Origin of the sequence: Microbacterium gorillae, assembly GCF_000826185.2 — a bacterium.
Taxonomy (GTDB): Bacteria; Actinomycetota; Actinomycetes; order Actinomycetales; family Microbacteriaceae; genus Microbacterium; species Microbacterium gorillae.
Map to the genome: position 1 here is coordinate 96,711 of NZ_LN648871.1, position 23,439 is coordinate 120,149.

Genomic DNA, 23,439 nt, shown 5'->3' on the forward strand with positions numbered 1-23,439 from the left:
CGCCAGCCTATCCGGCGGTCGTGCTCCCCGCGACGGGGCGCCGGCCGAACGCGCGGCGCAGTCCCAGGTACATCAGGCACCCCAGGCACAGCCCGAAGACGGCGTTCAGGAACGCGGCGATCAGCGCGAGGGCGGCGGCGACCGCCAGGGCGAGCGGCACCCCGATCAGGTGCAGCGCGAGTCCCGCGACCGTGATGACCAGGCCGACGCCCTGCGCGAATCGCGGCGGGGCCGGATCCTCGAGTTCGGTGGGCGGCGCGAGCCGGGGAGCGATCAGGCGACGGTAGAGGACGCCCGCGGGCGCGGTCCGCGGGGCGAGGACTCCCCAGAGGAACAGCAGCGCGACGAGGGCGAGCACGACGAAACCCGGGTCGAGCACACGCCCGGAGATCGTGGGCGAGCGGGACCCGGTCAGCGCGAGGACCAGGGCGATCGCGGTGAGCACGGTCGTGAGGGCGGCGCCGAAGCGCGGCGCGCGCGGATCGATGCCGCGGGACGGGTTCTCAGGCATGGGCGTTCTCCAGATGACGGGTGATCGAGGCTTCGACGGTGGCGCGGGGGATGGCCCCGGACAGACGCGCGCGCACCACCCCGGCGGCGTCCAGGAGCAGGACGGTGGGCGTCTGCAGCACGTGGAAGCGATCGGCGAGGTCCAGCCGATCGGTCAGATCGACGTCGACCACCGCCACGCCCGCACGTTCGTCCGCGACCCGACCGAGAACCCGACGGACACCCGGGCAGGTGGCGCACGTGCGCGTACTGAACTGCACGAGGGTTGCCGCCGACCCCCACCCCGGCGCGCCGAGGACGTGCGGATCCAGCGCCGCGGCAAGGGGAACGGTGCGGGCGGTCCGGGCCCGGTGGCGCTGCCAGAAGCCGATGGCGGAGGCGAGCGTGAGCACGCCGATCAGGACCAGGACAGCGGTGATGGGGGACACGAGCGCTCCTCGGTGCGGGGGGATGCCGCAGGGTGCCGCCCACGCTACGTCGGTGCGCTCGCCGCCGTCACGCCTGTTACCGCATGTGTCCGCGGGTGTCCGTCGGTGTCCGTCGGTGCCCGCGGGTCAGGCTCCGAAGGTCAGGTCCACCATCAGTTCGTCGGCGATGCCCTCCAGCTCGGCGCGCAGCGTGCGGGCCGCTTCGGAATCGGGCACCCGGATCACGGCGTGCGCTGTGAACAGCTCGCCGCCGCTCATCGGCGCCTCGGAGATCTCGCTGCTCAGGGACTCGATGCTGCCGCCGCAGCGGTGCACGATCGCCGTGATGTCGTGCACGATGCCCGCGCGGTCATCGCCGACGAAGTCGAGTCGCACGTGCGTTCCCGACTCGGTGCCCACCGCGCCGCGGTGCGCGGTGATCTCCAGCAGACCGGCCAACGGTTCCAGGGCCTCCTGCAGACCGTCGGCACGATCCTCCGCGATGTCCACCTCGACGATGCCGGCGAACTTGCCGGCCAGCCGCGCCATGGACGAGGTCGTCCAGTTGCCGCCGTGCGTGGCGATGATGTCGGACAGTTGCGTGACGAGGCCGGAGCGATCGTCGCCGATGACGGTGAGAACGAGAGTGGTCACACCTGGATCATACGGAAGCCCGCGCCGCGGTGGGGCGGTGCGGGCCGGTCGGAGGGGGCCACTAGTCTGGACCCGTGACTGACGCAGAAGCCCCGACCATCGAGTTCCGCAGTGACGTGTCCGTCGAGCTGGTGCGTTCCAGCGCCTCCGACTCGGACGTCCTGTTCGCCGCGCGCGTGTCCACCGCTGGGGAGAAGACCCTGGAGCAGGCGCAGTCCGGTGACGGTGCCACCGACCGCGACCGCGGATTGATGAACTACCTGATGCGCGACCGGCACGGCTCCCCGTTCGAGCACAACTCCATGACGTTCTACGTCCAGGCACCGATCTTCGTGTTCCGCGAGTTCATGCGGCACCGCATCGCGTCCTACAACGAGGAATCGGGCCGCTACCGCGAGCTGCGTCCGGTGTTCTACGTCCCCGGTCCCGAGCGCAACCTGATCCAGGTCGGCCGGCCCGGCAAGTATGACTTCCACCCCGGTACGGCGGAGCAGACCGCGCTGGTCGAGGAGACCACGCGAGAGGCGTCGATCCACGCGTTCGAGGCGTACCAGAAGATGCTCGACGCCGGGGTCGCTCGCGAAGTCGCCCGCATCGTGCTGCCGCTGAACGTGTACTCGTCGATGTACGTGACGATGAACGCGCGGTCGCTGATGAACTTCCTGTCGCTGCGAACCAAGCGCGAGGACTCCACGTTCCCCTCGTTCCCGCAGCGTGAGATCGAGATGGTCGCGGAGAAGATGGAGAACTTCTGGCGCGAGCTGATGCCGATCACGGCGGACGTCTTCGACGCCAACGGTCGCGTCGCCCCGTAACGCTCTCACTCCCGGCACTTCTGTGCCGCTGTTTCTGCCGTGAGCGGGAGCAACCTCCGGGTCGCTCCCGCTTTCGGCATTTCCGGACACCGGGGACTGCGGAACTCGGGAGCAAGGGCGCAGACCTCCTAGGCTGGGCGAATGGCGAAGACGGCTCTGATCACGGGTGCGAGTTCGGGACTGGGCGCGGAGTACGCCCGGCAACTGACCGAGCGCGGGGGAAACCTGGTCCTCGTCGCCCGTGATCGTGCGGCGCTCGAAGCGCTCGCGACTCAGCTGCGGGCCCGCGGGGCGGAGGTCGAGGTGCTGGTCGCCGATCTGCTGAAGCCGCGTCAACGGCGGGCGGTCGAAGAGCGCCTGCGTGACGCGTCGCGTCCGATCGATCTGCTGATCAACAACGCCGGGTTCGGACTGCCGCTGGATTTCGCGACCGTGGACATCAAGCGTGAGATCGACCACCTGGCGCTGCACGTCGAGGTGCCGATGCGGCTCATGCACGCGGTGTTGCCCGTCATGCGCGAACGCGGGGGTCGCATCCTCAACGTGGCCTCGATCGCCGCCTTCATCCCGCGCTCCACGTACGGGGCCGTGAAGTCCTGGGTGATCAGCTTCAGTCGGTGGGCGAACCAGTACTACGACCGGGTGACGGTCACCGCGGTCTGCCCCGGCTACACGCACACGAACTTCCACGAGCGCCTGGGTCTGCCGCCCGGGAAAGAGGGCGTGCCGGACGCGATGTGGCTCGACGCCCCGCTCGTGGTCCGAGAGTCCCTCCGCGACCTCGCCCGCGGCAAGTCCGTCTCGATCCCGTCCCTCCGCTACAAGGTCCTCGCCGCTCTCACCTCCGTGGTCCCCGACTCCCTCCTCACCCGCCTCGGCACCCGCGGCCGCTGACCCCCGGGCTCAGGACACGCGGCCGAGGTGGAGGGCGGCGAGGAACAGGGCCGCGAGGGTCTCGCCGTCGGAGATGGCGCCGGTGCGGGCGAGGTCCAGGACCTCGGCGAACGGGACCCAGGACACTCGTGTGATGCCCTCACGCCGCTGCTCATCGGACGCCGCGACATCGAACGCGGCGGGAGACAGACCGCGCGCCAGGAACACATGCTCGGGAGCGTTCGCAATGCCGTTGAGCGCATCCATCCGCCCGATCGCGGTCCACTCCGCGGCGAACAGCCCGGTCTCCTCGGCGAGCTCGCGCTGGGCGGCTCGCAGCGGTTCTTCGCCGTCCGTGCCTCCACCGGGAACCTCGATCGACTCGGACCGGGTGGCATAGCGTTCCAGCGTCACCAGGCAGACGCGGTCATCCTCATCGAGCGCGACCACGAACACGGACGGACGTCGCATCGTGACGACGCCGTAGATGCCGTCGCCGCCGGGGCCGGTCACCTCGTCCTCGCGGACGCTGATCCAGCGGTTCTCGTACACGGTGCGCGTGGTGCGGGTCTGCCAGGTCATGCCCTCACCCTACGGCCGAGATCGCGGTCATCACGGGCCCGGATCACCGGTAGCCTGGGGGCATGACGCAAACGAGCAATCCCTTCGGACAGGTGCTCGTCGCGCTCGTCACTCCGATGACGGCCGACGGTGAGGTCGACTGGCCGTCCGTGGAGAAGCACATGGACAGCGTCATCACCTCCGGCGCGGACGGCATCGTCGTGACCGGCACCACGGGCGAGACCTCCACGCTCACCGATGCCGAGAAGATCCGCCTGGTCGAGGTCGGCAAGGACGTCGCCGCCGGCCGGGCCAAGATCATCACCGGTGGTGGGTCCAACGAGACCGCGCACGCCATCGAGCTCTACAAGGCCAGCGAGAAGGCCGGCGCGGACGGCATCATGATCGTCACGCCGTACTACAACAAGCCGACGCAGGCCGGCATCCTCACGCACTTCCGTCTCGTCGCCGACGCGACGGATCTTCCGGTCATCCTGTACGACATCCCCGGACGCACCGGCGTCCCGATCAAGTACGAGACCATTCTGCGTCTGGCCAAGCACCCGAACATCCTCGCCGTGAAGGACGCCAAGGGCGACTTCAGCGAGGTCAGCCGGGTGCTGAACCAGACCGACCTCATGTACTTCTCCGGTGACGACGCCAACGTGCTCCCGCACCTGGCGATCGGCGCCACCGGACTGATCGGCGTGACGGCGAACATCGCTGCCGCGCCGTATCGGACCATCATCGACGCGGTCAACCGCGGCGATCTCGCGGCCGCCACGGCACAGCACAAGAAGCTCGAACCCCTGGTTCGCGCGACCATGACGCACGTGCCCGGCACCATCGCCGCGAAGTACATCTTGCACGGGCTGGGACGCATCTCCAGCCCCCGCGTTCGCCTTCCCCTGGTGGGGCCGGAGGAGTGGGAAGCCGCGATCATCGAGGACGAGCTCTCGCTCGTGCGCGATGTCGAGGGCGTCGACTTCTCCAACTTCCGCCCGGATCGCAACGCGGCGGCGGGTGGAGCCCTGCCGAAGGTGCACGGCACCACTCGCTGAAAGGACCTCATGACGAATCCCGTCATCGACCCGCCCGCACTTCCCGCCGCCACTCTCCGTGTCACGCCGCTCGGCGGACTCGGCGAGGTCGGCCGGAACATGACCTCGTTCGAGTACGAGGGCAAGATCCTGATCGTCGACTGCGGCGTGCTCTTCCCGGAGGAGCACCAGCCCGGCGTCGACCTGATCCTGCCGGACATCCAGCCCATCCGGGACCGGATGAGTGACGTCGTCGGACTCGTGCTCACGCACGGTCACGAGGACCACATCGGCGGCGTGCCGTACCTGCTGCGCACCCGCCAGGACATCCCGCTGGTCGGCTCCGGGCTCACCATCGCGCTCACCGAGGCGAAGCTCAAGGAGCACCGCATCAAGGCGAACACGCGCGTGGTCAAGGAGGGTGAGAAGATGTCCTTCGGCCCCTTCGACCTCGAGTTCGTCGCGGTGAACCACTCGATCCCGGACGCGCTCGCAGTCGCGATCCGCACGCCCGCCGGCATGGTGCTGGCCACCGGTGACTTCAAGATGGACCAGCTGCCGCTGGACGGCCGCATCACGGACCTGCGTGCCTTCGCTCGTCTCGGCGAGGAGGGTGTGGACCTGTTCCTGGTCGACTCCACCAACGCCGAGGTCCCCGGCTTCACGCCGACCGAGCGGTCCATCGGTCCGGCGCTGGACCAGGCCATCGGTGCGTCGAAGCGTCGCGTCATCGTCGCGAGCTTCTCCAGCCACGTGCACCGCGTGCAGCAGGTGCTCGACGCCGCCGCGAAGCACGGCCGCCGGGTCGCGCTGCTGGGCCGATCGATGGTCCGGAACATGACCATCGCGGAGGACCTCGGCTACCTGCACGTGCCGGATAACGTCCTGATCGAGTACAAGAAGGCCAAGGACCTGCCGGACGACAAGATCGTCTACATGTCCACCGGCTCGCAGGGTGAGCCGATGGCCGTCCTGTCCCGTATGGCCAACCTCGATCACGCGATCGAGCCGGGCGAGGGTGACACCGTCATCCTCGCGTCCAGCCTGATCCCGGGCAACGAGAACGCGGTCTACCGCGTCATCGACGGCCTCACCAAGCTCGGTGCCACGGTCGTGCACAAGGGCAACGCGAAGGTGCACGTCTCCGGGCACGCCGCCGCCGGCGAGCTGCTGTACTGCTACAACATCCTCAAGCCCCGCAACGTGATGCCGATCCACGGCGAGTACCGTCACCTGGTCGCCAACGCGAAGCTGGCGCAGGACACCGGCATCCCGGCCGAGCGCACCATCATCGGCGAGAACGGCACGGTCGTCGACCTCAAGGACGGCGACGCGACCGTCGTCGGTCAGCTCGACCTCGGCTTCATCTACGTCGACGGTTCGTCCGTGGGCGGCGTCACCGAGGCCGATCTCAAGGACCGTCGCATCCTTGGGGAGGAGGGCTTCGTCTCGATCATCGTCGTGGTGGACGCCAAGACCGGCCAGATCATCTCCGGTCCGGACATCCACGCCCGCGGCGTGGCCGAGGACGACACCGTCTTCGACGACATCAAGCCGAAGATCGTCGCCGCGCTCGCGGATGCGGCGAGCAACGGCGTCCGTGACACGCACGCGCTCTCGCAGATCGTCCGGCGCACGATCGGTCGCTGGGTCAACCAGCGCCTGCGTCGTCGTCCGATGATCGTGCCGCTGGTCATCGAGGCCTGAGCACCCTCAGCTGCCGTCGGGGCCGCGTTCGTCTTCGGACGGGCGCGGCCCCGACGCATCTCCGCGGTGGTTGTACCAGGCATCGGCACCGTCCACGTCGAGGTCCGGATTCGCTCGCTCCTCGGCGTTCGTGGCGCGGGCGGACCACCCGGTCATGACCGCGAGTCCGGCGGCGATCACCGCGATCGCGCCGAACAGCGCGAGCTGCAGCCCGGCGTTGTGCGCGTGCCACATGGTGAGGGCGAGAACCACGATGGCGGCGAGCGCGTTGAGCGCGTGGAAGGCGGGCCAGAGCCACCGTCGTCCGGCCGGAGTCAGTCTCGAGCGCACGACCCCGAGCACCAGCCCGGTGACCGCGAGCCACAGCACGGGCGTGAGCACGCAGAGCAGCGTGACGAGCGGAACATGCGAGGGGTACCGGTAGAGGAGCCGGCTGTACTCGATGATCGCATCCGCGTCGTGCCACAGCCTGACCCAGCCGGCGATGTCCTGCGCGACGAAGGCCAGCAGCACCACACTCACCACGACGAGCGCGACCCGGTGCGCGGGCCGGGTGGTGCGCGGGGTGGGCTCGGTCACGGGGGAATGGTAACCGAGCCGAGCAAGCCGACGGGGATCCGGATGCCCGTCATCCGCGGCGGTGGCCTCGTCACACCGCCGGATCAGTCTTCCGTGGCCTGCCAGAACGGGATCCAGGCCTCGTTCGGATCCGGCCGCAGGACCAGGACCCGGTCGGGCCGGACGTCGCCCTGCATGTCGGCGGCCTGGCGGGTGTCCGGGAACAGCAGGCAGAACCGATCGCCGATCGACGCGAGGTCGTCACCGGTCGTGGCGACGTACGCGTGGATGCCGTGGGCGTCGCGGATGACCTCTCCACCGGCGCCGTACGTCGCGCCGGTGTCCACGAGATCACCGAGCACGTGCGCATGCGCTTCGCCTTCGTCGTTCGTGCTGACCACGAAGAGCGTCAGCGAGTCGCATCCGTCGGGTCCTCTCACCGGGTGCGGGATGCCCGCACCGAGGTCCCCGTCGGCGGGATCAGACGCCCGCGCGGCGGCTGCGGCGGTGGCCACGGAGTGGACGAAGTCACCGACCGCGCCGACGGCCGGGACGGCGAGTGCGACCAGGCCGACCACGACCAGCCCGCACACCCCGACGGTCACCGAGGTGCGGAGCTTCACGGCCGCCGGTCCTCAGGCGTGGCCAGCAGAACCGTGCTCAGACGGCGCGCGCGGAGCATCGCGACCAGCGCGAGCACGCTGGACACCACGGCGATCGCACCGGAGATCAGCACCTGGGGTGCGGGATCGGTGGCGCGGATGGCCGGTGCGTCGGCTTCCGGAGGCTGCGGCATGCGGTCATGATAACCGCCGAGCAGCCCTGCGTCATGGTCCCGAAACGCACCGGACGCCCCGCAACAGCCCCGTAACACCGGCGCAACGGCGGGGACCGATGGCGAGCGTAGCGTCGCGGCATGAGCACCCTGAGCCTGCGTCCGGCGAACCCGACTGACGGATTGTTCCTCGCCGAGATGCTGGTCGCGGCGGCCAACTGGCACCCGCGATCCCCGCGTCCGCGGCACGAGGTGCTGGCTCACCCGGCGTACCGGCGCTACCTCACCGGCTGGATGCGGCCGGGCGATTCCGGCGTCGTCGCGGAGTGGGCGGACGCACCGATCGGCGCGGCCTGGTTCCGCGCGGCGTCCGGATCCCGCGTGCCGGACCTCGTCATCGGCGTTCGCGCTCCGTACCGCGCGCAGGGCGTGGGACGCGCCCTGCTGCAGGACCTGTGCCACACCGCTCGAGCCGCCGGGCACGGTCGGCTGAGCCTGAATGTGCACGAGGACAATCCCGCCGTGGTGCTCTACCGCTCGGAGGGCTTCGTCTGGGAGCGGGGCGCGGACGGGCACGACACGATGGTGCGTCGACTGGGCTGAGCGAATCCGCGGAAAGCCGCGTCTATCCGGGCCGTCGTCGGTGCTTCGACGTACCGTTGAACTCATGCCACGCGCTTCCTCGACCGCGAAGACCGAACGCCTTCCCGCGAAGGCGTCGTCGTCGCGCGCGAAGAAGGCCGAGCCCACACCGCGCAAGTACGTCGACGACGTCGACAAGCCGGGCGGACTGGTCCGCGCGTGGAACGGGATGGGCCACGCCGTCGGAGGACTGTTCCGCGCGTTCGGGCCGGAGACGCTCGAGAAGGACCAGCGTCGCGACGGACTGCCGCTGTTCCTGGTGCTGCTGGCGATCGCCGGCGCGGTCGTGGAGTGGTTCTTCATCGGCACCGAAGTGGCCACGAACATCTCGGCGTACTCCTTCGGCGGGCTGATCGGGCGAGTTGCGTTCGTCTTCCCGGTGATGCTGGTCCTGCTGGCCGGGTGGCTGTTCCGTCATCCGTCCTCGGTGCACGACAACGGCCGCATCGGGATCGGTTACCTCCTCTTCACTCTCACCGTCGCCGGGTTCTGCCACATCGCCGGAGGCAAGCCGCAGCCGCCCGCGGGCCTGCCGAAGCTCAGTGCCGCCGGCGGACTGTTCGGCTGGATGATCGGCCAGCCGCTGTCGCTGCTGACCGACGTCGGTGCCTACATCGTGCTGTCGATCCTGGCGATCCTCAGCGTCCTGATCCTCACCAAGACGCCGCCGAACAGGGTGTTCTCGCGTCTCGGCGACCTGTACTCCTGGCTCTTCGGCGCCGAGCGCATCGAGAAGGCTGAGCGCCCGGACAAGGCCGCGCGCGCGACCACGTCGAACGATGACGACGACGACGCGGAATCCGGTTCACTGCCGTGGTGGCGGCGGAACAAGTCCGGCCGCGAGGAGGATGTCGACGGCCACCTGGGCTCGGACGACCTGACCTCGCTGCTCGGGTCCGCAGACGGCAGCTTCGAGCAGGCCATCACCGCGCCGACGAAGATCCACGGGGCACCGACGGCGCCGATGCCCTCGCCGGATGCCGCCACCGAGGTGCTCTCGGACGTGCGCGCCGTGGCCGCATCGCTCGGCCTCGGCGGCGCGACGGGCATGATGGACGACCTCGATCCGGACCTGGACGACGACGACGATCTGCCCGGCATCTCCAGCCTCGGCACCGAGGGCCCCGGCGCGACCGGACCGCAGGCACCGCTGCAGCCGTACCACCTGCCGAACATCACCAGCCTCGGCACCGGCGCCCCTGCGGTCGCGCACTCGTCGGCCAACGACGCGGTCGTGGAGGCGCTGACGAGCGTGCTCGCGCAGTTCAAGGTGGATGCCAAGGTCACCGGCTTCTCGCGCGGTCCGACGGTGACGCAGTACGAGATCGAGGTGGGCCCCGGCGTCAAGGTCGAGCGCATCACCGCACTGACCAACAACATCGCCTACGCGGTCGCCTCCAACGAGGTGCGCATCCTCGCGCCGATCCCGGGCAAGAGCGCGATCGGTGTGGAGATCCCGAACACCGACCGTGAGGTCGTCACCCTCGGTGACGTGCTGCGCTCGGACGCCGCGACCGGCAGCAAGCACCCGATGACGATCGGCATCGGCAAGGACGTCGGCGGCGGCTACGTCGTGGCGAACCTCGCCAAGATGCCCCACCTCCTGGTCGCCGGTTCCACCGGTTCCGGAAAGTCGTCGTTCGTCAACTCGATGATCACCAGCCTGCTGATGCGCGCGAAGCCGAGCGAGGTGCGCATGGTCCTGGTCGACCCGAAGCGCGTCGAGCTCACCGCGTACGCCGGCGTCCCGCACCTGATCACGCCCATCATCACGAACCCGAAGAAGGCCGCCGAGGCGCTGCAGTGGGTCGTGAAGGAGATGGATATGCGGTACGACGACCTCGCGTCGTTCGGGTTCCGCCACATCGACGACTTCAACAAGGCGGTCATCGCGGGGGAGCTGCAGCTGCCCGCGGGTTCCGAGCGCGTGCTGAAGCCGTACCCGTACCTGCTGGTCGTGGTCGATGAGCTCGCCGACCTGATGATGGTCGCCCCGCGCGACGTCGAGGACTCCATCGTCCGCATCACCCAGCTCGCCCGCGCCTCCGGCATCCACCTCGTGCTGGCCACGCAGCGTCCGTCCGTGGACGTCGTCACGGGTCTGATCAAGGCCAACGTGCCCTCGCGCTTCGCGTTCGCGGTCACCAGCGTCACCGACAGCCGCGTCATCCTGGACCAGCCCGGCGCCGACCGCCTGATCGGCCAGGGCGATGGCCTCTTCCTGCCGATGGGCGCGTCCAAGGCGCTGCGCGTTCAGGGTGCCTGGGTGACCGAAGCCGAGATCGAGAAGGTCGTCAAGCACGTCACCGCGCAGGCGCGTCCGGAGTACCGGGCCGACGTCGAGGCCGCCGTGGAGAAGAAGGAGGTCGACGCCGACATCGGAGACGACCTCGACCTGCTGCTCGCGGCGACCGAGCTCGTCGTGTCCAGCCAGTTCGGCTCCACCTCGATGCTGCAGCGCAAGCTCCGCGTCGGTTTCGCGAAGGCCGGGCGCCTGATGGACCTGATGGAATCGCGTGAGATCGTCGGCCCGTCCGAGGGGTCCAAGGCTCGCGACGTGCTCGTCACGCTCGATCAGCTGCCGATCATCCTCGCCACCCTGCGCGGCGAGACGCCGCCGCCGGCACCCGCGGCCGCCGCGGCGCCGGCGGTCGAGGAGGCACCCGCAGCCGAGCCGCACGACGAGCGCTACGACGTCGATCCGATCGAGGCGCAGTTCTCCGGTCACCCCGTCGACGATGAGGATGAGGACGGCGATGAGGACGCCTGGCACCTCACCGGCCGCGACTGACTCTGCCCTACGCTGAGTTCATGGCCATCCCCCGGCAGCTCCCCAACGCGATCACGATCGTGCGCATCCTATGCGCGCCGGTCTTCCTGTGGATGCTCCTCGCCGACGGGGGAGCGGAGGGTCCGCTGCGCTGGTGGGCGGCGGTGCTGTTCATCGTGGCGATCGCCACGGACGGCATCGACGGGTATCTGGCACGCAAGCACGACATCGTCACCGATCTCGGCAAGCTGCTCGACCCGATCGCGGACAAGGCGCTGACCGGGCTGGCGTTCGTGGGGCTGTCCATCCTCGGCGAGCTGCCCTGGTGGGTCACGATCATCGTCCTCGTCCGCGAGATCGGCATCACGATCTACCGGTTCGTGGTGATCTCCGACCACGTCCTCGCCGCCGCGTGGATGGGCAAGCTGAAGACGGTGTTCCAGGCCGTCGCACTGTCCTTCGCGCTGCTGCCGCTGTGGAACCTCGTCGGCGAGTGGATCTGGTGGGTCAACGGCGTGCTCATGACCATCGCCGTCGTGCTCACGATCGCCAGCGGCATCGACTACATCGTCAGCGAAGCTCGCGGACGCCGGACGCAGAAGTCCGCGTGAGCGTCGCCGTCGACCTGCTGGACGCGCTCGTCGCGCGCGGTCTCACGATCGCGTGTGCGGAATCGCTCACCGGGGGTCAGGTCGTCTCGGCCCTCGTCGACGTGCCCGGGGCGTCGCGCGCCGTGCGCGGCGGCGTGGTGGCGTACGACACCGCCGTGAAGGCGTCCGTGCTCGGCGTGGACGGCGACCTGCTGGCCACGCGCGGCGCCGTCGACCCCGACGTGGCCCGGCAGATGGCCGAGCGCGTGCGCGCACTGCTCGCCACCGACGCCGGTCCGGCCTCGATCGGCGTCGCCACGACCGGCGTCGCGGGACCGGATCCCCAGGACGGTCACCCCGTCGGCACCGTCTTCATCGCCGTTGCGACCGCGGCGGCGACCGTGGTGCACGAGCTGCACTTGTCCGGCGATCGCGCCGCGATCCGCACCGCCACCGTGACCGCCGTGCTGGAGCTGGCGCGGTCTTTTCTCACCGAGGAGTCCTGATGACCGAGTCCGTCACCGTGCAGCGCACGTTCGCCGCCCCGCCCGAGCGCGTGTTCGCACTGTTCGTCACCCCCGAGTACTTCCGCACGTGGTTCGGCACGGACCAGGTCGAGCTGCCCGCCGAGACGTTCGCGATGGATGCCCGTCCCGGAGGCGCGTGGTCCGGAGTCATGAACCTGCCGGACGGGTCGACCAAGGAGTGGGTCGGAACCTTCCACGAGGTGGACGCGCCCGAGCGCGTCGTCTTCGACCTCACGGACGAGCCCACGCAGCCCGAGCGGCTGCGGGTCACGGTGACGCTCGGACCGGAGGGGGACGGCACCCGCGTGAGCCTCGAGCAGGGGACCCCGGGCTGGCCGGAGGAAGCGCAGGCCGGCCTGCGAGTCGGGTATGAGGGGTTCTTCGACTCGATGCAGCCGATCCTGGATCGTGCAGCGGACTGATAGCTCACGTCGGGAATAGTGCTCGGGTATCCCGGCGTTGCACCTGTTGTTCTGGGGAATCGCCCAGCACCGCACGGATAATCTGTCCTCTGTCCGTGTTGTACTGTTATCCACCCGAGGGTTGAGTGGAACCGGACAGAGAGGGAGGCCCGAAATGATTCTTGTTCGCCAGGAGATCGGCGACGTTCTTCGCGACCTCCGTCAGCAGCAGGGCCAGACCCTGCGCCAGGTCGCTTCCCGCGCGAGTGTTGCGCTGGGTTACCTCAGCGAGGTCGAGCGTGGCCAGAAGGAAGCCTCCAGTGAGATCCTCGCCTCGCTCGCTGACGCGCTCGATGTTCCGATCTCGATGATCATGCGTGAGGTCGGCGATCGCATCGCTGTGCTCGAGGGCATCTCCACCGTGCCGGACATGGTGCCGGACGAGCTGGTCGCGTCCCTGGAGCCCGAACTCTCGTTGCGCTGACGTGCGCCGCAGTGAATTCCTGCGCGCCGTCTCGGACGAGTTCGGCGCGCGTGGTGAGACTCTGATCCAGGACCTTCATCTGGTCGGTGCCGACGGCCTCACCGCCGTCGCCGCGCTGGAGGCGGGTATCCCGCCCAAGCAGATCTGGCTCGCGCTGTGCGCCGAGACCGAAGTTCCGGAGAGTCGTCGCTACGGTGTGGCTCGCCCCGAGATCACCCGCCACTGAGACGTTTCGACGGCCCCGCATCCTCCGATGCGGGGCCGTCGTCCTTGCGTTGTGCACCGCGCGATCGCGGCCTCGCGCCCTGTGGTGGGCCCGTGTTCACGCCCCGGGTTCCCCCGCCCAGGCAGTTCTGGCGCGCGCTGTGCGCGGAGACCGAAGTCCGGGAGAGTCGTCGCTGGGGTGGGGCCCCCCCCGAGACCACCCGCCACTGAGACGTTTCGACGGCCCCGCATCCTCCGATGCGGGGCCGTCGTCCTTGCGTTGTGCACCGCGCGATCGCGGCCTCGCGCCCTGTGGTGGGCCCGTGTTCACGCCCCGATCCGGCCTCAGGCCGCGCGGTCGAACGCCGCCGCGTGCGCCTCCCACCCGGTGTCCACCGGAATGGTGCGCGTGGGCTTCGTGGACAGCATGAGGATGACGGAGGCGATCGTGAAGACGCAGCCGATCAGGATCGTCGGGGTACGACCGATGGTCGCCAGTCCCACGCCCGCCACGAGGGGGGCCAGCGGTGCGACGATGCCGCCGAGGACCGCGGTGGCGGAGTTCACGCGCCCGAGCATCGCCGACGGCGTGGCGACCATGGTGTAGCCACCGAGGCTCGCGTTCACGGGCGGGACCACCACGCACGTGCAGGCGAGGACGATCGCGACGCCCCAGGGGTCCGAGACGACGGTCAGGACGGCGGTGCCGACCACGACCAGGCTCAGGCCGGCGACCGCGATGGTTCCGGTCGGGATGTGGCGCACCGCCCACCCGGCACCGATCGCCCCGACCAGGACGCCGACACCGGATCCCGCGGACACGAGCCCGATGACGGCGGGTGTCGCGCCGTGCTGCTGGAGGGCGTAGATCGTCGTGGTGATGATCACACCGAGGCCGAGATTGATGAGCGTGACGATGACGGTGATGTTCATCAGGTCCGTCCGGCGCCACAGCCAGCGGAACGCCGCCCCGACCTCGCGGAAGGCCGAACCCCCACCGCGTCGGCCCGGCGCCTCCGCTTCGGCGGGCGGCGCCGGCGCGTCCAACCGGCGCGCGCGACGGACGAGGAGCGCGGAGGACACCAGCGCGACCGCGTCGATGACGGTCATGGCCAATCCGACCAGCCACCCGCCGACACCGAGCAGCAGGCCGCCGAACGGTCCCGCGCCGAGGCTGAGGGCGGCATCGCGGCCCTGGTTCGCGGCCTTCGCACGGCCGACCAGAGCGGACGGGAGGATGTCCTTGAGCATCGGTTCGGACGCCATATCGAACACCGTGGACGAGAATCCCATCACGACGCTCGTGACCAGCAGTGTCGTGAAGGTCAGCGAGCCGGTGACCGCCAGCGCGGTGAACGCGGCGGAGAAGACCGTGCTCACGATGCCGCCGATGATCATGATGCGCCCGCGGGAGTGACGGTCGGCGAGGACGCCGCCGACCAGCGTGGCGACAAGACGCGCGATGACGGTGACGGCGGCGATCACGCCCGCCTTGACCGGGTCGTTCGTGATCATGAGGGCGAGCAGAGGCACCGCGAAACCGAGGAGAGCCATCGACGTGGTCGTCGCCGTGTTGCTCGCGAGCCAGAACGGGTAGGGCGTCCGGTGCAGGGGAGCGATGACGGGTGCGTCGGGGGTGTCCGACGCGGCGTTCTGGGTGTCCATGGGGGAAGCGTAGATCCGCAGGCAAACTTGCGCAACTATACGTGCGCAATTTTTGGTGCGAAAGTTCCGCGGCCTCGATAAGCTCGGAACATGACGCAGCGGCCGGGGCAGGATGAGGCGTCGTTCATGACGACGGCGATGCTCAAGGCCTATTCGCATCCGCTGCGTCGGCGCCTGTTGCGCGAGCTCGCGCGCCTCGGTCCGTCGCGTGCCGCAGACCTCGCGGAGGCGATCGGGAAGCCGGCGAACCAGATCAGCTTCCACTTGCGCGTTCTGGCGGATGTCGGGTGGGTCGAGGATGCGCCCGAGTTGGCGCGCGATCGGCGAGATCGCGTGTGGCGAGCGGTCCGGGGTGCGACGAACATCGGCAGCCCGGAGCACCCGATGGTGGATGAGGCCGCCGGTGCGATGGCGCTGGCAGGGTTCCAGGCGGACGTCCTCGAGCTGACCCAGCGCGTGATGGCCTGGGGTCCCCGGTTCGTCTCCGGCGAGGACCCGGAGGTGCGTGGCATCGCGGCCGGCGGCGGGGTCAATCTCACGCGAGCCGAGTTCGTTGAGATGTGGGAGCGCATCCAGGGTGTGGTCTCGGAGTTCGCGGACAAGCACGACGACGGTGGCGCCGCCGAGGGTGTGCACTTCTTCCAGTACTCGTTCATCGCCGGCGACGAGACCATCTGACGCGACACGCCGAGCGCCCCGCATTCGAAATTCCGTTCGAGATCGGCGTAGGCTCCTCCACAAGGTCGTTCGTTCGACTCTTCGCCACGGTCGCAGGAACTCCGGCAGCGATGTCGGAGCCCCCTCGTAGCGTGAACAAGGTCAGCGAACACCACGCCTTGTCGCAGCATCCGCTCCCCGAGCGGGCGGAGCACGACAGCCTACAGGCCCAACGAACGCGAGCAGAAGGAGCCCGACATGCCATCAGCAAACGACCGCGAGAAGTCCCTCGACGCGGCCCTCGCCCAGATCGACCGTCAGTTCGGCAAGGGCGCGGTCATGCGCCTCGGCAGCGACGAGCGCGCACCCGTCGAGATCATCCCGACCGGTTCCATCGCACTGGACGTGGCTCTCGGCATCGGCGGGTTGCCCCGTGGCCGCATCATCGAGATCTACGGCCCGGAGTCCTCGGGTAAGACCACGCTCACCCTGCACGCGATCGCCAACGCGCAGCGCAACGGTGGCATCGCCGCGTTCATCGACGCGGAGCACGCACTCGACCCGGAGTACGCCAAGAAGCTCGGCGTCGACATCGACCAGCTCCTGGTTTCCCAGCCGGACACGGGTGAGCAGGCGCTCGAGATCGCCGACATGCTGGTGCGCTCCGGGGCCATCGACCTCGTCGTCATCGACTCCGTCGCGGCCCTGGTGCCGAAGGCCGAGATCGAGGGTGAGATGGGTGACTCGCACGTCGGCCTGCAGGCCCGTCTGATGTCGCAGGCGCTGCGCAAGCTCACCGGTGGCCTGAACCAGACCAAGACCACCGCCATCTTCATCAACCAGCTGCGAGAGAAGATCGGTGTGTTCTTCGGCTCGCCGGAGACCACCGCCGGTGGTAAGGCGCTGAAGTTCTACGCCTCGGTGCGCCTGGACATCCGTCGCATCGAGACCCTCAAGGACGGAACCGAGGCGGTCGGTAACCGCACGCGCGTCAAGGTCGTCAAGAACAAGATGGCGCCGCCGTTCAAGCAGGCCGAGTTCGACATCCTGTACGGCGTGGGCATCTCCCGCGAGGGCAGCCTGATCGACTACGGCGTCGACCAGGGCATCGTGAAGAAGTCCGGTGCCTGGTACACGTACGACGGTGAGCAGCTCGGTCAGGGCAAGGAGAACGCCCGGAACTTCCTCATCAAGAACGCCGACATCGCGGCCGACATCGAGACGAAGATCCTCACCAAGCTGGGCATCGGCGCGAAGAAGGACGCGGAGGCTGCGGCGGAGGCGCCGGCCGAGGTCGCGGCGGCGGACATCAAGCCCACGGGCCTCAAGCCGGCACGCAAGTCGGCCTGATCCCACACGATCGGAACGTGATCCGCTGATGACCGGCGACACGAGTGACGGGCGCGAGGAGCACCTCGCGCCCGTCACTGATCTGTTCACGCGCCGACGTGCGACGGCGAATACGGCCGAACCCTCGAAGGAGGATTCGCCACGCCTCCCGGCGCGCGGCGCCGGCGAGCGTCACCCGGTGGGCGAGGCCGGCGGAGCTCGACCGCGTGCCGGGGAGACCTCGTCGAGGGGCCCCGGGTCCGCTCGTGCGGACGGGTTCGATGACGACGGCTGGTGGGTGGATCCCGATGCCGCGACGGATGACGCACCCGAGGCGCGGCCTGAGCGGCCCGCTCCGCGTGAGCGCGCCGGTGCCCGTGCGACCGCGGCGGCGACCGGGCGATTCGATGCGCTTCGGGCGTCCGAAGACGATGCGCCTCGCACGCCCGGAGACGATGCGCCTCGCGCGCCCGAAGACGATGTCGAGCGGGACCGACCCCGCTTGATGCGAGCCTCGGACCTGCTCGCGGACGGTGGCCCGCGGTCGGCCGACCCGGTTGTCCTCCCGTGGCGTGCGGAGGGGCGGAGCAGTGCAGCGGGCGCGGATGAGGGTGCCCCCGTCCGCGGCTCGGAGCGGCGCGCTGACACCGCTCCCCGGCTGCGCGCGGTGGTGGCCTTCACGGAAACGGTGGCGGAAGCGCCGGAGAGTGCCGCTGAGCAGCGGGAGCGGGGTGAGGCCGCGCTGCTGAAGAAGCTGCGCGGCAAGGGACTGTCCGTCTCCGAGGCGCGGGCCCATCTGCGCGGCACGGATGTGGATCGCGAGGTCGTGGACGAGATCGTCGAACATTTCGCGAGCCTCGGCTATCTGGATGACGCCGTGCTGGCCGAACAGCTCGTCTACCAGTCGATCTCTCGCAAGAACCAGGGCCGCCGGGCGATCGCGCAGACGCTCCAGGCGCGCGGAATCGACCGGGAGACCGTGGAGGCCGCGCTGGCGGATCTGCCCGACGATGACGCCGACCGGGCGCTCGATTTCGCCCGTTCGAAGGCGCCCGCGATGGCGAAGCTCGATCCGGACGTCGCTCTGCGTCGCCTTGTCGGGCAGCTGGGCCGACGAGGGTTTCCGGGCAACGTCGCGATGACGGCGGCGAAGACGGCGCTGGGGGAGAACCCCCGCTCAGGCGTGCGTTTCCGCTGATGCTGCCGCGCGCCCCCGTGCGGCGCAGAGGGGTTCCTTGCGACCCGAACCGGCGCCGGCGAACCGGCTCCGTAGTGCGGCGAGCGTGGTGCCGCCGCCGTCTCTGAAGTTGAGTCCAGAAGACTCAATTTCAGGAATAAGGGCGGGAGATTCGCGTTGTACCGTACAGGCCCACTCGGGCCGCAGAACGTACGGGAGAGCAGTGAACGAAAACGGTCAGACCCTGGAGCTGGGGGTGCAGACGTTCGGTGACGTCCGTGTGCTTCCGGACCACGAGCACACGAGCGATGGGGAGGTCCTGCGCGAGATCGTCGATCACGCGCGGCTGGCTGACCACCTCGGCATGGATGTGTTCGGCGTAGGTGAGCATCACCGGCCCGACTTTCCGGTCTCCGCACCGGATGTGGTTCTGGCCGCGATCGCCGCGGTGACGGAGGACATCCACCTCACGTCCTCCGTGTCCGTGCTCTCCACCGACGATCCGGTTCGCCTGTATGAGCGGTTCGCGACGCTGGACGGCCTGTCCGCGGGGCGTGCTGAAGTGATCCTCGGGCGCGGCTCGTTCACGGAGAGCTTCCCGCTGTTCGGCTTCGAGCTGGCCGACTACGACCGTCTCTTCGCGGAGAAGCTCGAGCTGTGGGCTCAGCTTCGCGCCGAGGCCGAGACGAGCTGGTCCGGCACGACGCGTCCGCCGCTGGACGCTCAGCGCGTGTTCCCGCGCAGCGACACGGCCGGAGGGCTCGCGACCTGGGTCGGCGTCGGGGGCAACCCGCAGTCTGTCGTCCGGGTCGCTCATCACGAATTCGATCTGATGATGGCGGGGCTGGGGATGGATGTGCCGCGGCTGCAGCAGTACTTCGAGCTGTTCCGGCGCGCATCGGAGCAGTTCGGTACGTCGGCCGGGCGGATCGGGCTCTCCACCCGCGTCCACATCGCCGACACCGACGCGCAGGCCCGCGACGAGCTGTGGCCGAGCCATCTCGAACGCAACACCCGCATCGGGGCCGAGCGTGGGTGGGCGCCGCCGTCGCGGGAGTCCTTCGAACAGTCGGTCGATCACGGACTGGAGCTCGTCGGGTCCGTCGACACGGTCACCCGGCGGATCACGGAGACGGTGTCCGCCCTGGGGCTGGACCGGCTCATCCTCAGTTACGACGGGTCGCTGCTCACGCGGGAGCAGAAGGAGCGCACGCTCACCCTGCTCGGCGAAGAGGTCTTCCCGCGCGTTCGCGCGGCGGTGGCGGCCGACCGTACCTCGGTCGCGGCCTGATGGGTTCGATCGTGGCGATCGTGGGTGCCGGAAAGCTCGGCACCACGATCGCCCGGCTCCTGCTGGCGGCGGGGTATGACGTTCGTGTCACCTCTGCCTCCGGTCCGGGTGCCACGGGCTTCATCCTGGACGTGATCGCTCCCGGAGCGCGCGCCCAGGCGTTCGCGGACGCGGTGGGGGAGGCGGAGGTCGTCATCCTGGCGCTGCCGCTGTCCCGTATCCGGGACCTGGATGCGGCCCTCCTCGCCGGAAAGCTCGTGCTCGACGCGACGAACCACTGGGAGAGCGTGGACGGGCGCTTCGAGGACCTCGCGCACGAGGTGCGCTCGACGCAGTACGTGGCGGACCTCCTCAGTGGGTCTCGCGTGGTGAAGGCGTTCAACCACCTCGGCTATCACGACCTCGATCACGGCGCGCGACCGCCGGGGGACCCGGCGCGGGTCGGCATGGCGATCGCCGGCGGCGCCGACGACCTCGCGCGTGCCGGCGAGATCGTGGACGCGGCAGGTTTCGAGCCGGTCCGGCTCGGTACGATCGCGGACAGCGCTCCGATGGAGCCCGGCGGTGAGCTGTTCGGGCGGGTGGCGTCCGCGGACGACATCAGAGCCCGCGCCGCGGTGCCCGCGCGCTCCTGAGGGACCACCGAGACCGGTTGCCGACCCGCCCGGCGGCGCCCGACCGGTGGCTGGACGGCTGCGATCAGAGGGATCCGACCGGCTCGGTGGGGCCATCCGGCCGCACGTCGCTCAGATAACCGGCAAGGTCGGGGTCATCACGCCCGTGGACGTGCCGGATCCACGCGATGCGCTCGTGCTCGAGCGTCGCGAGCTCCCACACGCAGCCGATCCAGGGGCGGGTGACGGCGACGAAGTGGGTCGGATCGTCATCCGGGGTGTCGAGCATGGGCTGCCCGGCGGCGAATGCGTGCAACTCGACCACGTTCCCCCATGTCCAGCAGTACGCCATGACGTATGCCGAGGTGCCGGACTGGTGGATGATCAGCCACCCCGCGGCGGGATTGTCTTCCGACGGAGCGGGAAGGCTTCCCCGTGCCGCCGCGATTCCCGCTTCCACCACGTCGCGTGACACCAGGTCGGGCTCGCGCGCGACGAGGTACACCTTCATGTCGCGATCATCGATGCGCACGACGCCGTCGAACCGGACACTCTTGCTCGCATACACCATGGCGTGACATTAGATCCCACCACCGACATCGGCCGGGGTGCGCGGATTCGCATCGCCGCGCTCCCGAAGCGCCTCGTTCCCGGGAGCGGACTCTCATCAGGACCGAACGTAGAATGGGGCCATCATGACTTCGCCATCCAACGCCCCGACGATCATCCCGGCCTCGCCCGCGGCGACGCGTCCGGACGGCTCCGCGCGCACGTATGAGGTCCGTACCCTCGGGTGCCAGATGAACGTGCACGACTCTGAGCGGCTGTCCGGCTCGCTGGAGGCCGCCGGTTACATCAGGGCGGACCTCGGTGCCGAGGCGGACGTCGTCGTGATCAACACCTGCGCCGTGCGTGACAACGCCGCCGGCAAGCTCTATGGCACCCTGGGTCACCTCGCCTCGCTGAAGAAGCGCAAGGACGGCATGCAGATCGCCGTCGGTGGCTGCCTCGCGCAGATGGACAAGCAGGCCGTGGTCGACAAGGCCCCCTACGTGGACGTCGTCTTCGGCACGCACAACATGGGCTCGCTCCCGGGCCTACTGGAGCGTGCGGCGCACAACCACGATGCCGAGGTGGAGATCCTCGAGTCGCTCGAGGTCTTCCCGTCCACTCTGCCGACCAAACGAGACAGCTCCTACGCGGGGTGGGTGTCCATTTCGGTCGGCTGCAACAACACCTGCACGTTCTGCATCGTCCCGAGCCTGCGCGGCAAGGAGAAGGATCGTCGCCCCGGCGACATCCTGAACGAGATCAAGCTCATCGTCGACGACGGTGCGATCGAGGTCACGCTGCTCGGGCAGAACGTGAACTCCTACGGTGTGGAATTCGGTGACCGCCAGGCCTTCGGCAAGCTGCTGCGCGCGGCCGGTGAGATCGAGGGGCTGGAGCGCATCCGCTTCACGAGCCCTCACCCGGCCGCCTTCACCGATGACGTGATCGACGCCATGGCCGAGACCCCGTCCGTGATGCCGCAGCTGCACATGCCGCTGCAGTCCGGATCGGATCGGATCCTGCGCGCCATGCGCCGCTCGTACCGCTCGGAGAAGTTCCTCGGCATCCTGGACCGGGTGCGCGCGAAGATCCCGAACGCGTCGATCACGACCGACATCATCGTGGGCTTCCCCGGGGAGACCGAGGAGGACTTCGCCGAGACCCTGCGGGTCGTCGAGCAGGCGCGCTTCTCGTCCGCCTTCACGTTCCAGTACTCGATTCGCGAGGGTACGCCCGCCGCGACGATGGCGGACCAGGTTCCCAAGGCCGTGGTGCAGGACCGCTACGACCGGTTGCTCGCCCTGCAGGAGCGCATCAGCCTGGAGGAGAACGCCAAGCTCGTCGGAACGGATGTCGCCGTGCTCGTCTCCACCGGCGAGGGCAAGAAGGACTCCACCACCCGCCGTCGGTCCGGCCGGGCCGAGGACAACCGCCTCGTGCACTTCACGCTCCCCGAGGGAGCGGAGGTGCCGCGGCCCGGTGACATCGTGACGCTCACCGTCAGCCGCGCCGCCCCGCACTACCTGATCGCGGACGAGCCGGAGGGGGCGCCGTTCCGCCTTCGTCGGACCCGCGCCGGGGATGCCTGGGACCGGGCGCAGGCGGAGTCCTGCGGCGTGCCGGCTCCATCGAACGTGTCCGAGGACGGTAAGCGCGTGATCGGGCTCGGCCTGCCCGGAATGCGCCCGGGGGCGTGAGCTCCGACCCGTTGCTGTACGCCGTCGTCGGCGCCACCGGCACCGGCAAGAGCGAGTTCGCGCTCGACCTCGTCGAGGCGTTGAGGGACCGCGGCCGCGACGCGGAGATCGTCGGCGCAGACGCGATGCAGCTCTACCGCGGCATGGACATCGGCACCGCGAAGCTGCCCGTCGCCGATCGTCGCGGCATCCCGCACCACCTGATCGACGTGCTCGATCCGACCGAGGACGCGGCCGTCGCCTGGTACCAGGAGGCCGCCCGTGCGGCCGTCACAGCGGTCCACGAGCGTGGTCGGGACGCCGTGCTCGTCGGTGGTTCCGGCCTGTACGTGTCCAGTGTGCTGTTCGACTTCCGCTTTCCGGCGCGCGATGAGGCACTGCGCGCCCGGCTCGAGGCCGAGCTCGAGTCGGACGGCCCCGGCCCGCTGTTCGAACGTCTGCGCGCCGCCGACCCCGTCGCGGCGGAGCGGATCGACGCGCGCAACGGTCGACGCGTCGTCCGGGCGCTGGAGATCGTGGAGAGCGGCGGTGCGACGCACGGCGCCGCGCTGCCGGAGGAGCCCGCGGTTTGGGCGCCGCAGCGGGTGTTCGCGCTGGATGTTCCGCGCCCCGAACTCGTGCAGCGCCTGGACGCGCGGGTGGAGGTCATGTGGTCCGACGGTCTCGTGGACGAGGCGCGAACCCTGCGAGACGGCGCCGGCCTCGGGGTGACCGCCGCACGCGCGATCGGCTACGCGCAGGCCCTGGCGCAGCTGGCCGGGACGCAGTCCGAGAGCGAAGCGATCGCGGAGACGCAGGCCCTGACCCGCCGCTACGCGCGCCGCCAGGTCTCGTGGTTCCGCCGCTATCGCGACGCCCAGTGGCTGGATCCGCGCGAGTTCCGTCCCGCCGACGTCCTCTGACCCGCAGCGTGGTCGGCCGCCGGCCCGCGGGAACTCC

General features: G+C 69.6%; 27 protein-coding genes. 18 read left to right on the forward strand and 9 right to left on the reverse strand.

The genetic code is table 11. The features are described from left to right. Window positions 1–7 precede the first annotated feature (7 nt). The 3 genes from BN1193_RS01470 to BN1193_RS01480 all read right to left on the reverse strand — a co-directional run bounded on the left by BN1193_RS01470 (window position 8) and on the right by BN1193_RS01480 (window position 1,571). Entirely contained in the window at window positions 8–511 is a 504-nt protein-coding gene (locus tag BN1193_RS01470; RefSeq protein WP_040163439.1) for a DUF4395 domain-containing protein, read from the reverse strand. After that, a complete protein-coding gene (locus BN1193_RS01475; RefSeq protein ID WP_040163442.1) occupies window positions 504–938 on the reverse strand; it encodes a TlpA family protein disulfide reductase in 435 nt (144 codons plus the stop codon). The genes BN1193_RS01470 and BN1193_RS01475 overlap by 8 nt, the downstream gene beginning before the upstream one ends. A gap of 126 nt (window positions 939–1,064) precedes the next feature. After that, window positions 1,065–1,571 (reverse strand): glycine cleavage system protein R, encoded by a 507-nt coding sequence (locus tag BN1193_RS01480; RefSeq protein WP_040163444.1) that lies wholly within the window; start codon window positions 1,569–1,571, stop codon window positions 1,065–1,067. A 74-nt stretch (window positions 1,572–1,645) separates the two neighbouring features. On the opposite strand from BN1193_RS01480, the gene thyX reads away from it, so the two are divergent. Together thyX and BN1193_RS01490 are read left to right on the forward strand one after the other, a co-directional pair. Then, a complete protein-coding gene (thyX, locus tag BN1193_RS01485) occupies window positions 1,646–2,386 on the forward strand; it encodes an FAD-dependent thymidylate synthase (RefSeq protein ID WP_040163447.1) in 741 nt (246 codons plus the stop codon). A gap of 141 nt (window positions 2,387–2,527) precedes the next feature. After that, on the forward strand, window positions 2,528–3,280 hold the full coding sequence (locus tag BN1193_RS01490) for an SDR family NAD(P)-dependent oxidoreductase (RefSeq protein WP_040163450.1): 753 nt from the start codon (window positions 2,528–2,530) through the stop codon (window positions 3,278–3,280). Window positions 3,281–3,289: 9 nt separating this feature from the next. Here the strand turns inward: BN1193_RS01490 and BN1193_RS01495 are convergent, their stop codons facing one another. Further along, window positions 3,290–3,841, reverse strand: coding sequence for an NUDIX domain-containing protein (locus BN1193_RS01495; RefSeq protein ID WP_040163453.1), 552 nt, complete (start codon window positions 3,839–3,841; stop codon window positions 3,290–3,292). Window positions 3,842–3,903: 62 nt separating this feature from the next. On the opposite strand from BN1193_RS01495, the gene dapA reads away from it, so the two are divergent. Together dapA and BN1193_RS01505 are read left to right on the forward strand one after the other, a co-directional pair. Continuing rightward, window positions 3,904–4,881 carry a 4-hydroxy-tetrahydrodipicolinate synthase gene (gene dapA, locus BN1193_RS01500; protein WP_040163456.1) on the forward strand — a complete coding sequence of 326 codons (978 nt, stop codon included), beginning with the start codon at window positions 3,904–3,906 and terminating at the stop codon, window positions 4,879–4,881. 9 nt (window positions 4,882–4,890) lie between these two features. Beyond that, window positions 4,891–6,567: a ribonuclease J gene (locus BN1193_RS01505; protein ID WP_040163459.1), complete on the forward strand. Its 1,677-nt coding sequence runs from the start codon at window positions 4,891–4,893 to the stop codon at window positions 6,565–6,567. Between the two features lie 6 nt (window positions 6,568–6,573). On the opposite strand, the gene BN1193_RS01510 is transcribed toward BN1193_RS01505, so the two are convergent. The 3 genes from BN1193_RS01510 to BN1193_RS17990 all read right to left on the reverse strand — a co-directional run bounded on the left by BN1193_RS01510 (window position 6,574) and on the right by BN1193_RS17990 (window position 7,921). Further along, entirely contained in the window at window positions 6,574–7,146 is a 573-nt protein-coding gene (locus BN1193_RS01510) for a hypothetical protein (protein WP_040163462.1), read from the reverse strand. An 83-nt stretch (window positions 7,147–7,229) separates the two neighbouring features. Beyond that, window positions 7,230–7,748 (reverse strand): hypothetical protein, encoded by a 519-nt coding sequence (locus BN1193_RS01515; protein ID WP_040163464.1) that lies wholly within the window; start codon window positions 7,746–7,748, stop codon window positions 7,230–7,232. Then, a complete protein-coding gene (locus tag BN1193_RS17990) occupies window positions 7,745–7,921 on the reverse strand; it encodes a hypothetical protein (RefSeq protein ID WP_154670777.1) in 177 nt (58 codons plus the stop codon). The genes BN1193_RS01515 and BN1193_RS17990 overlap by 4 nt, the downstream gene beginning before the upstream one ends. A 120-nt stretch (window positions 7,922–8,041) precedes the next feature. On the opposite strand from BN1193_RS17990, the gene BN1193_RS01520 reads away from it, so the two are divergent. The 7 genes from BN1193_RS01520 to BN1193_RS01550 all read left to right on the forward strand — a co-directional run bounded on the left by BN1193_RS01520 (window position 8,042) and on the right by BN1193_RS01550 (window position 13,540). Continuing rightward, complete coding sequence (locus BN1193_RS01520; protein ID WP_040163467.1) at window positions 8,042–8,503, forward strand: GNAT family N-acetyltransferase; 462 nt, start codon at window positions 8,042–8,044, stop codon at window positions 8,501–8,503. A gap of 64 nt (window positions 8,504–8,567) precedes the next feature. After that, window positions 8,568–11,333 carry an FtsK/SpoIIIE family DNA translocase gene (locus BN1193_RS01525; protein ID WP_040163468.1) on the forward strand — a complete coding sequence of 922 codons (2,766 nt, stop codon included), beginning with the start codon at window positions 8,568–8,570 and terminating at the stop codon, window positions 11,331–11,333. Window positions 11,334–11,353: 20 nt separating this feature from the next. After that, entirely contained in the window at window positions 11,354–11,923 is a 570-nt protein-coding gene (pgsA, locus tag BN1193_RS01530; protein ID WP_040163470.1) for a CDP-diacylglycerol--glycerol-3-phosphate 3-phosphatidyltransferase, read from the forward strand. After that, the gene (locus BN1193_RS01535) at window positions 11,920–12,408 is read left to right on the forward strand and encodes a CinA family protein (protein WP_040163473.1); all 489 of its coding nucleotides are present in this window, start codon (window positions 11,920–11,922) and stop codon (window positions 12,406–12,408) included. Before pgsA ends, BN1193_RS01535 begins: the two co-directional genes overlap by 4 nt. After that, window positions 12,408–12,851: an SRPBCC family protein gene (locus BN1193_RS01540; RefSeq protein WP_040163476.1), complete on the forward strand. Its 444-nt coding sequence runs from the start codon at window positions 12,408–12,410 to the stop codon at window positions 12,849–12,851. The genes BN1193_RS01535 and BN1193_RS01540 overlap by 1 nt, the downstream gene beginning before the upstream one ends. A gap of 154 nt (window positions 12,852–13,005) precedes the next feature. Next, the gene (locus BN1193_RS01545; protein WP_040163478.1) at window positions 13,006–13,314 is read left to right on the forward strand and encodes a helix-turn-helix domain-containing protein; all 309 of its coding nucleotides are present in this window, start codon (window positions 13,006–13,008) and stop codon (window positions 13,312–13,314) included. Window position 13,315: 1 nt separating this feature from the next. Next, window positions 13,316–13,540, forward strand: a complete 225-nt coding sequence (locus tag BN1193_RS01550) for a DUF3046 domain-containing protein (RefSeq protein WP_040163480.1) — start codon at window positions 13,316–13,318, stop codon at window positions 13,538–13,540. 323 nt (window positions 13,541–13,863) lie between these two features. Here the strand turns inward: BN1193_RS01550 and BN1193_RS01555 are convergent, their stop codons facing one another. After that, on the reverse strand, window positions 13,864–15,183 hold the full coding sequence (locus BN1193_RS01555; protein WP_052460323.1) for an MFS transporter: 1,320 nt from the start codon (window positions 15,181–15,183) through the stop codon (window positions 13,864–13,866). Window positions 15,184–15,273: 90 nt separating this feature from the next. Here BN1193_RS01555 and BN1193_RS17780 point away from each other — a divergent pair, with 90 nt between their 5' ends. From BN1193_RS17780 to BN1193_RS01575, 5 genes are all read left to right on the forward strand, one after another. After that, the gene (locus tag BN1193_RS17780; protein ID WP_040163483.1) at window positions 15,274–15,861 is read left to right on the forward strand and encodes a winged helix-turn-helix domain-containing protein; all 588 of its coding nucleotides are present in this window, start codon (window positions 15,274–15,276) and stop codon (window positions 15,859–15,861) included. A 237-nt stretch (window positions 15,862–16,098) separates the two neighbouring features. Then, window positions 16,099–17,190: a recombinase RecA gene (gene recA / locus BN1193_RS01560; protein ID WP_040163486.1), complete on the forward strand. Its 1,092-nt coding sequence runs from the start codon at window positions 16,099–16,101 to the stop codon at window positions 17,188–17,190. Window positions 17,191–17,218: 28 nt separating this feature from the next. Continuing rightward, window positions 17,219–18,367: a regulatory protein RecX gene (locus BN1193_RS01565; protein ID WP_052460324.1), complete on the forward strand. Its 1,149-nt coding sequence runs from the start codon at window positions 17,219–17,221 to the stop codon at window positions 18,365–18,367. A gap of 202 nt (window positions 18,368–18,569) precedes the next feature. Continuing rightward, complete coding sequence (locus tag BN1193_RS01570) at window positions 18,570–19,637, forward strand: LLM class flavin-dependent oxidoreductase (protein ID WP_040163489.1); 1,068 nt, start codon at window positions 18,570–18,572, stop codon at window positions 19,635–19,637. Between the two features lie 11 nt (window positions 19,638–19,648). Next, window positions 19,649–20,272 (forward strand): NADPH-dependent F420 reductase, encoded by a 624-nt coding sequence (locus tag BN1193_RS01575; protein WP_230206375.1) that lies wholly within the window; start codon window positions 19,649–19,651, stop codon window positions 20,270–20,272. Between the two features lie 64 nt (window positions 20,273–20,336). Here the strand turns inward: BN1193_RS01575 and BN1193_RS01580 are convergent, their stop codons facing one another. Beyond that, entirely contained in the window at window positions 20,337–20,822 is a 486-nt protein-coding gene (locus BN1193_RS01580; RefSeq protein ID WP_040163496.1) for a hypothetical protein, read from the reverse strand. 124 nt (window positions 20,823–20,946) lie between these two features. Between BN1193_RS01580 and miaB the strand changes: the two genes are divergently transcribed. Further along, a complete protein-coding gene (gene miaB / locus BN1193_RS01585; RefSeq protein WP_040163499.1) occupies window positions 20,947–22,500 on the forward strand; it encodes a tRNA (N6-isopentenyl adenosine(37)-C2)-methylthiotransferase MiaB in 1,554 nt (517 codons plus the stop codon). After that, window positions 22,497–23,402 carry a tRNA (adenosine(37)-N6)-dimethylallyltransferase MiaA gene (gene miaA, locus BN1193_RS01590; RefSeq protein ID WP_052460325.1) on the forward strand — a complete coding sequence of 302 codons (906 nt, stop codon included), beginning with the start codon at window positions 22,497–22,499 and terminating at the stop codon, window positions 23,400–23,402. Before miaB ends, miaA begins: the two co-directional genes overlap by 4 nt. The last annotated feature ends 37 nt before the right edge of the window (window positions 23,403–23,439 follow it).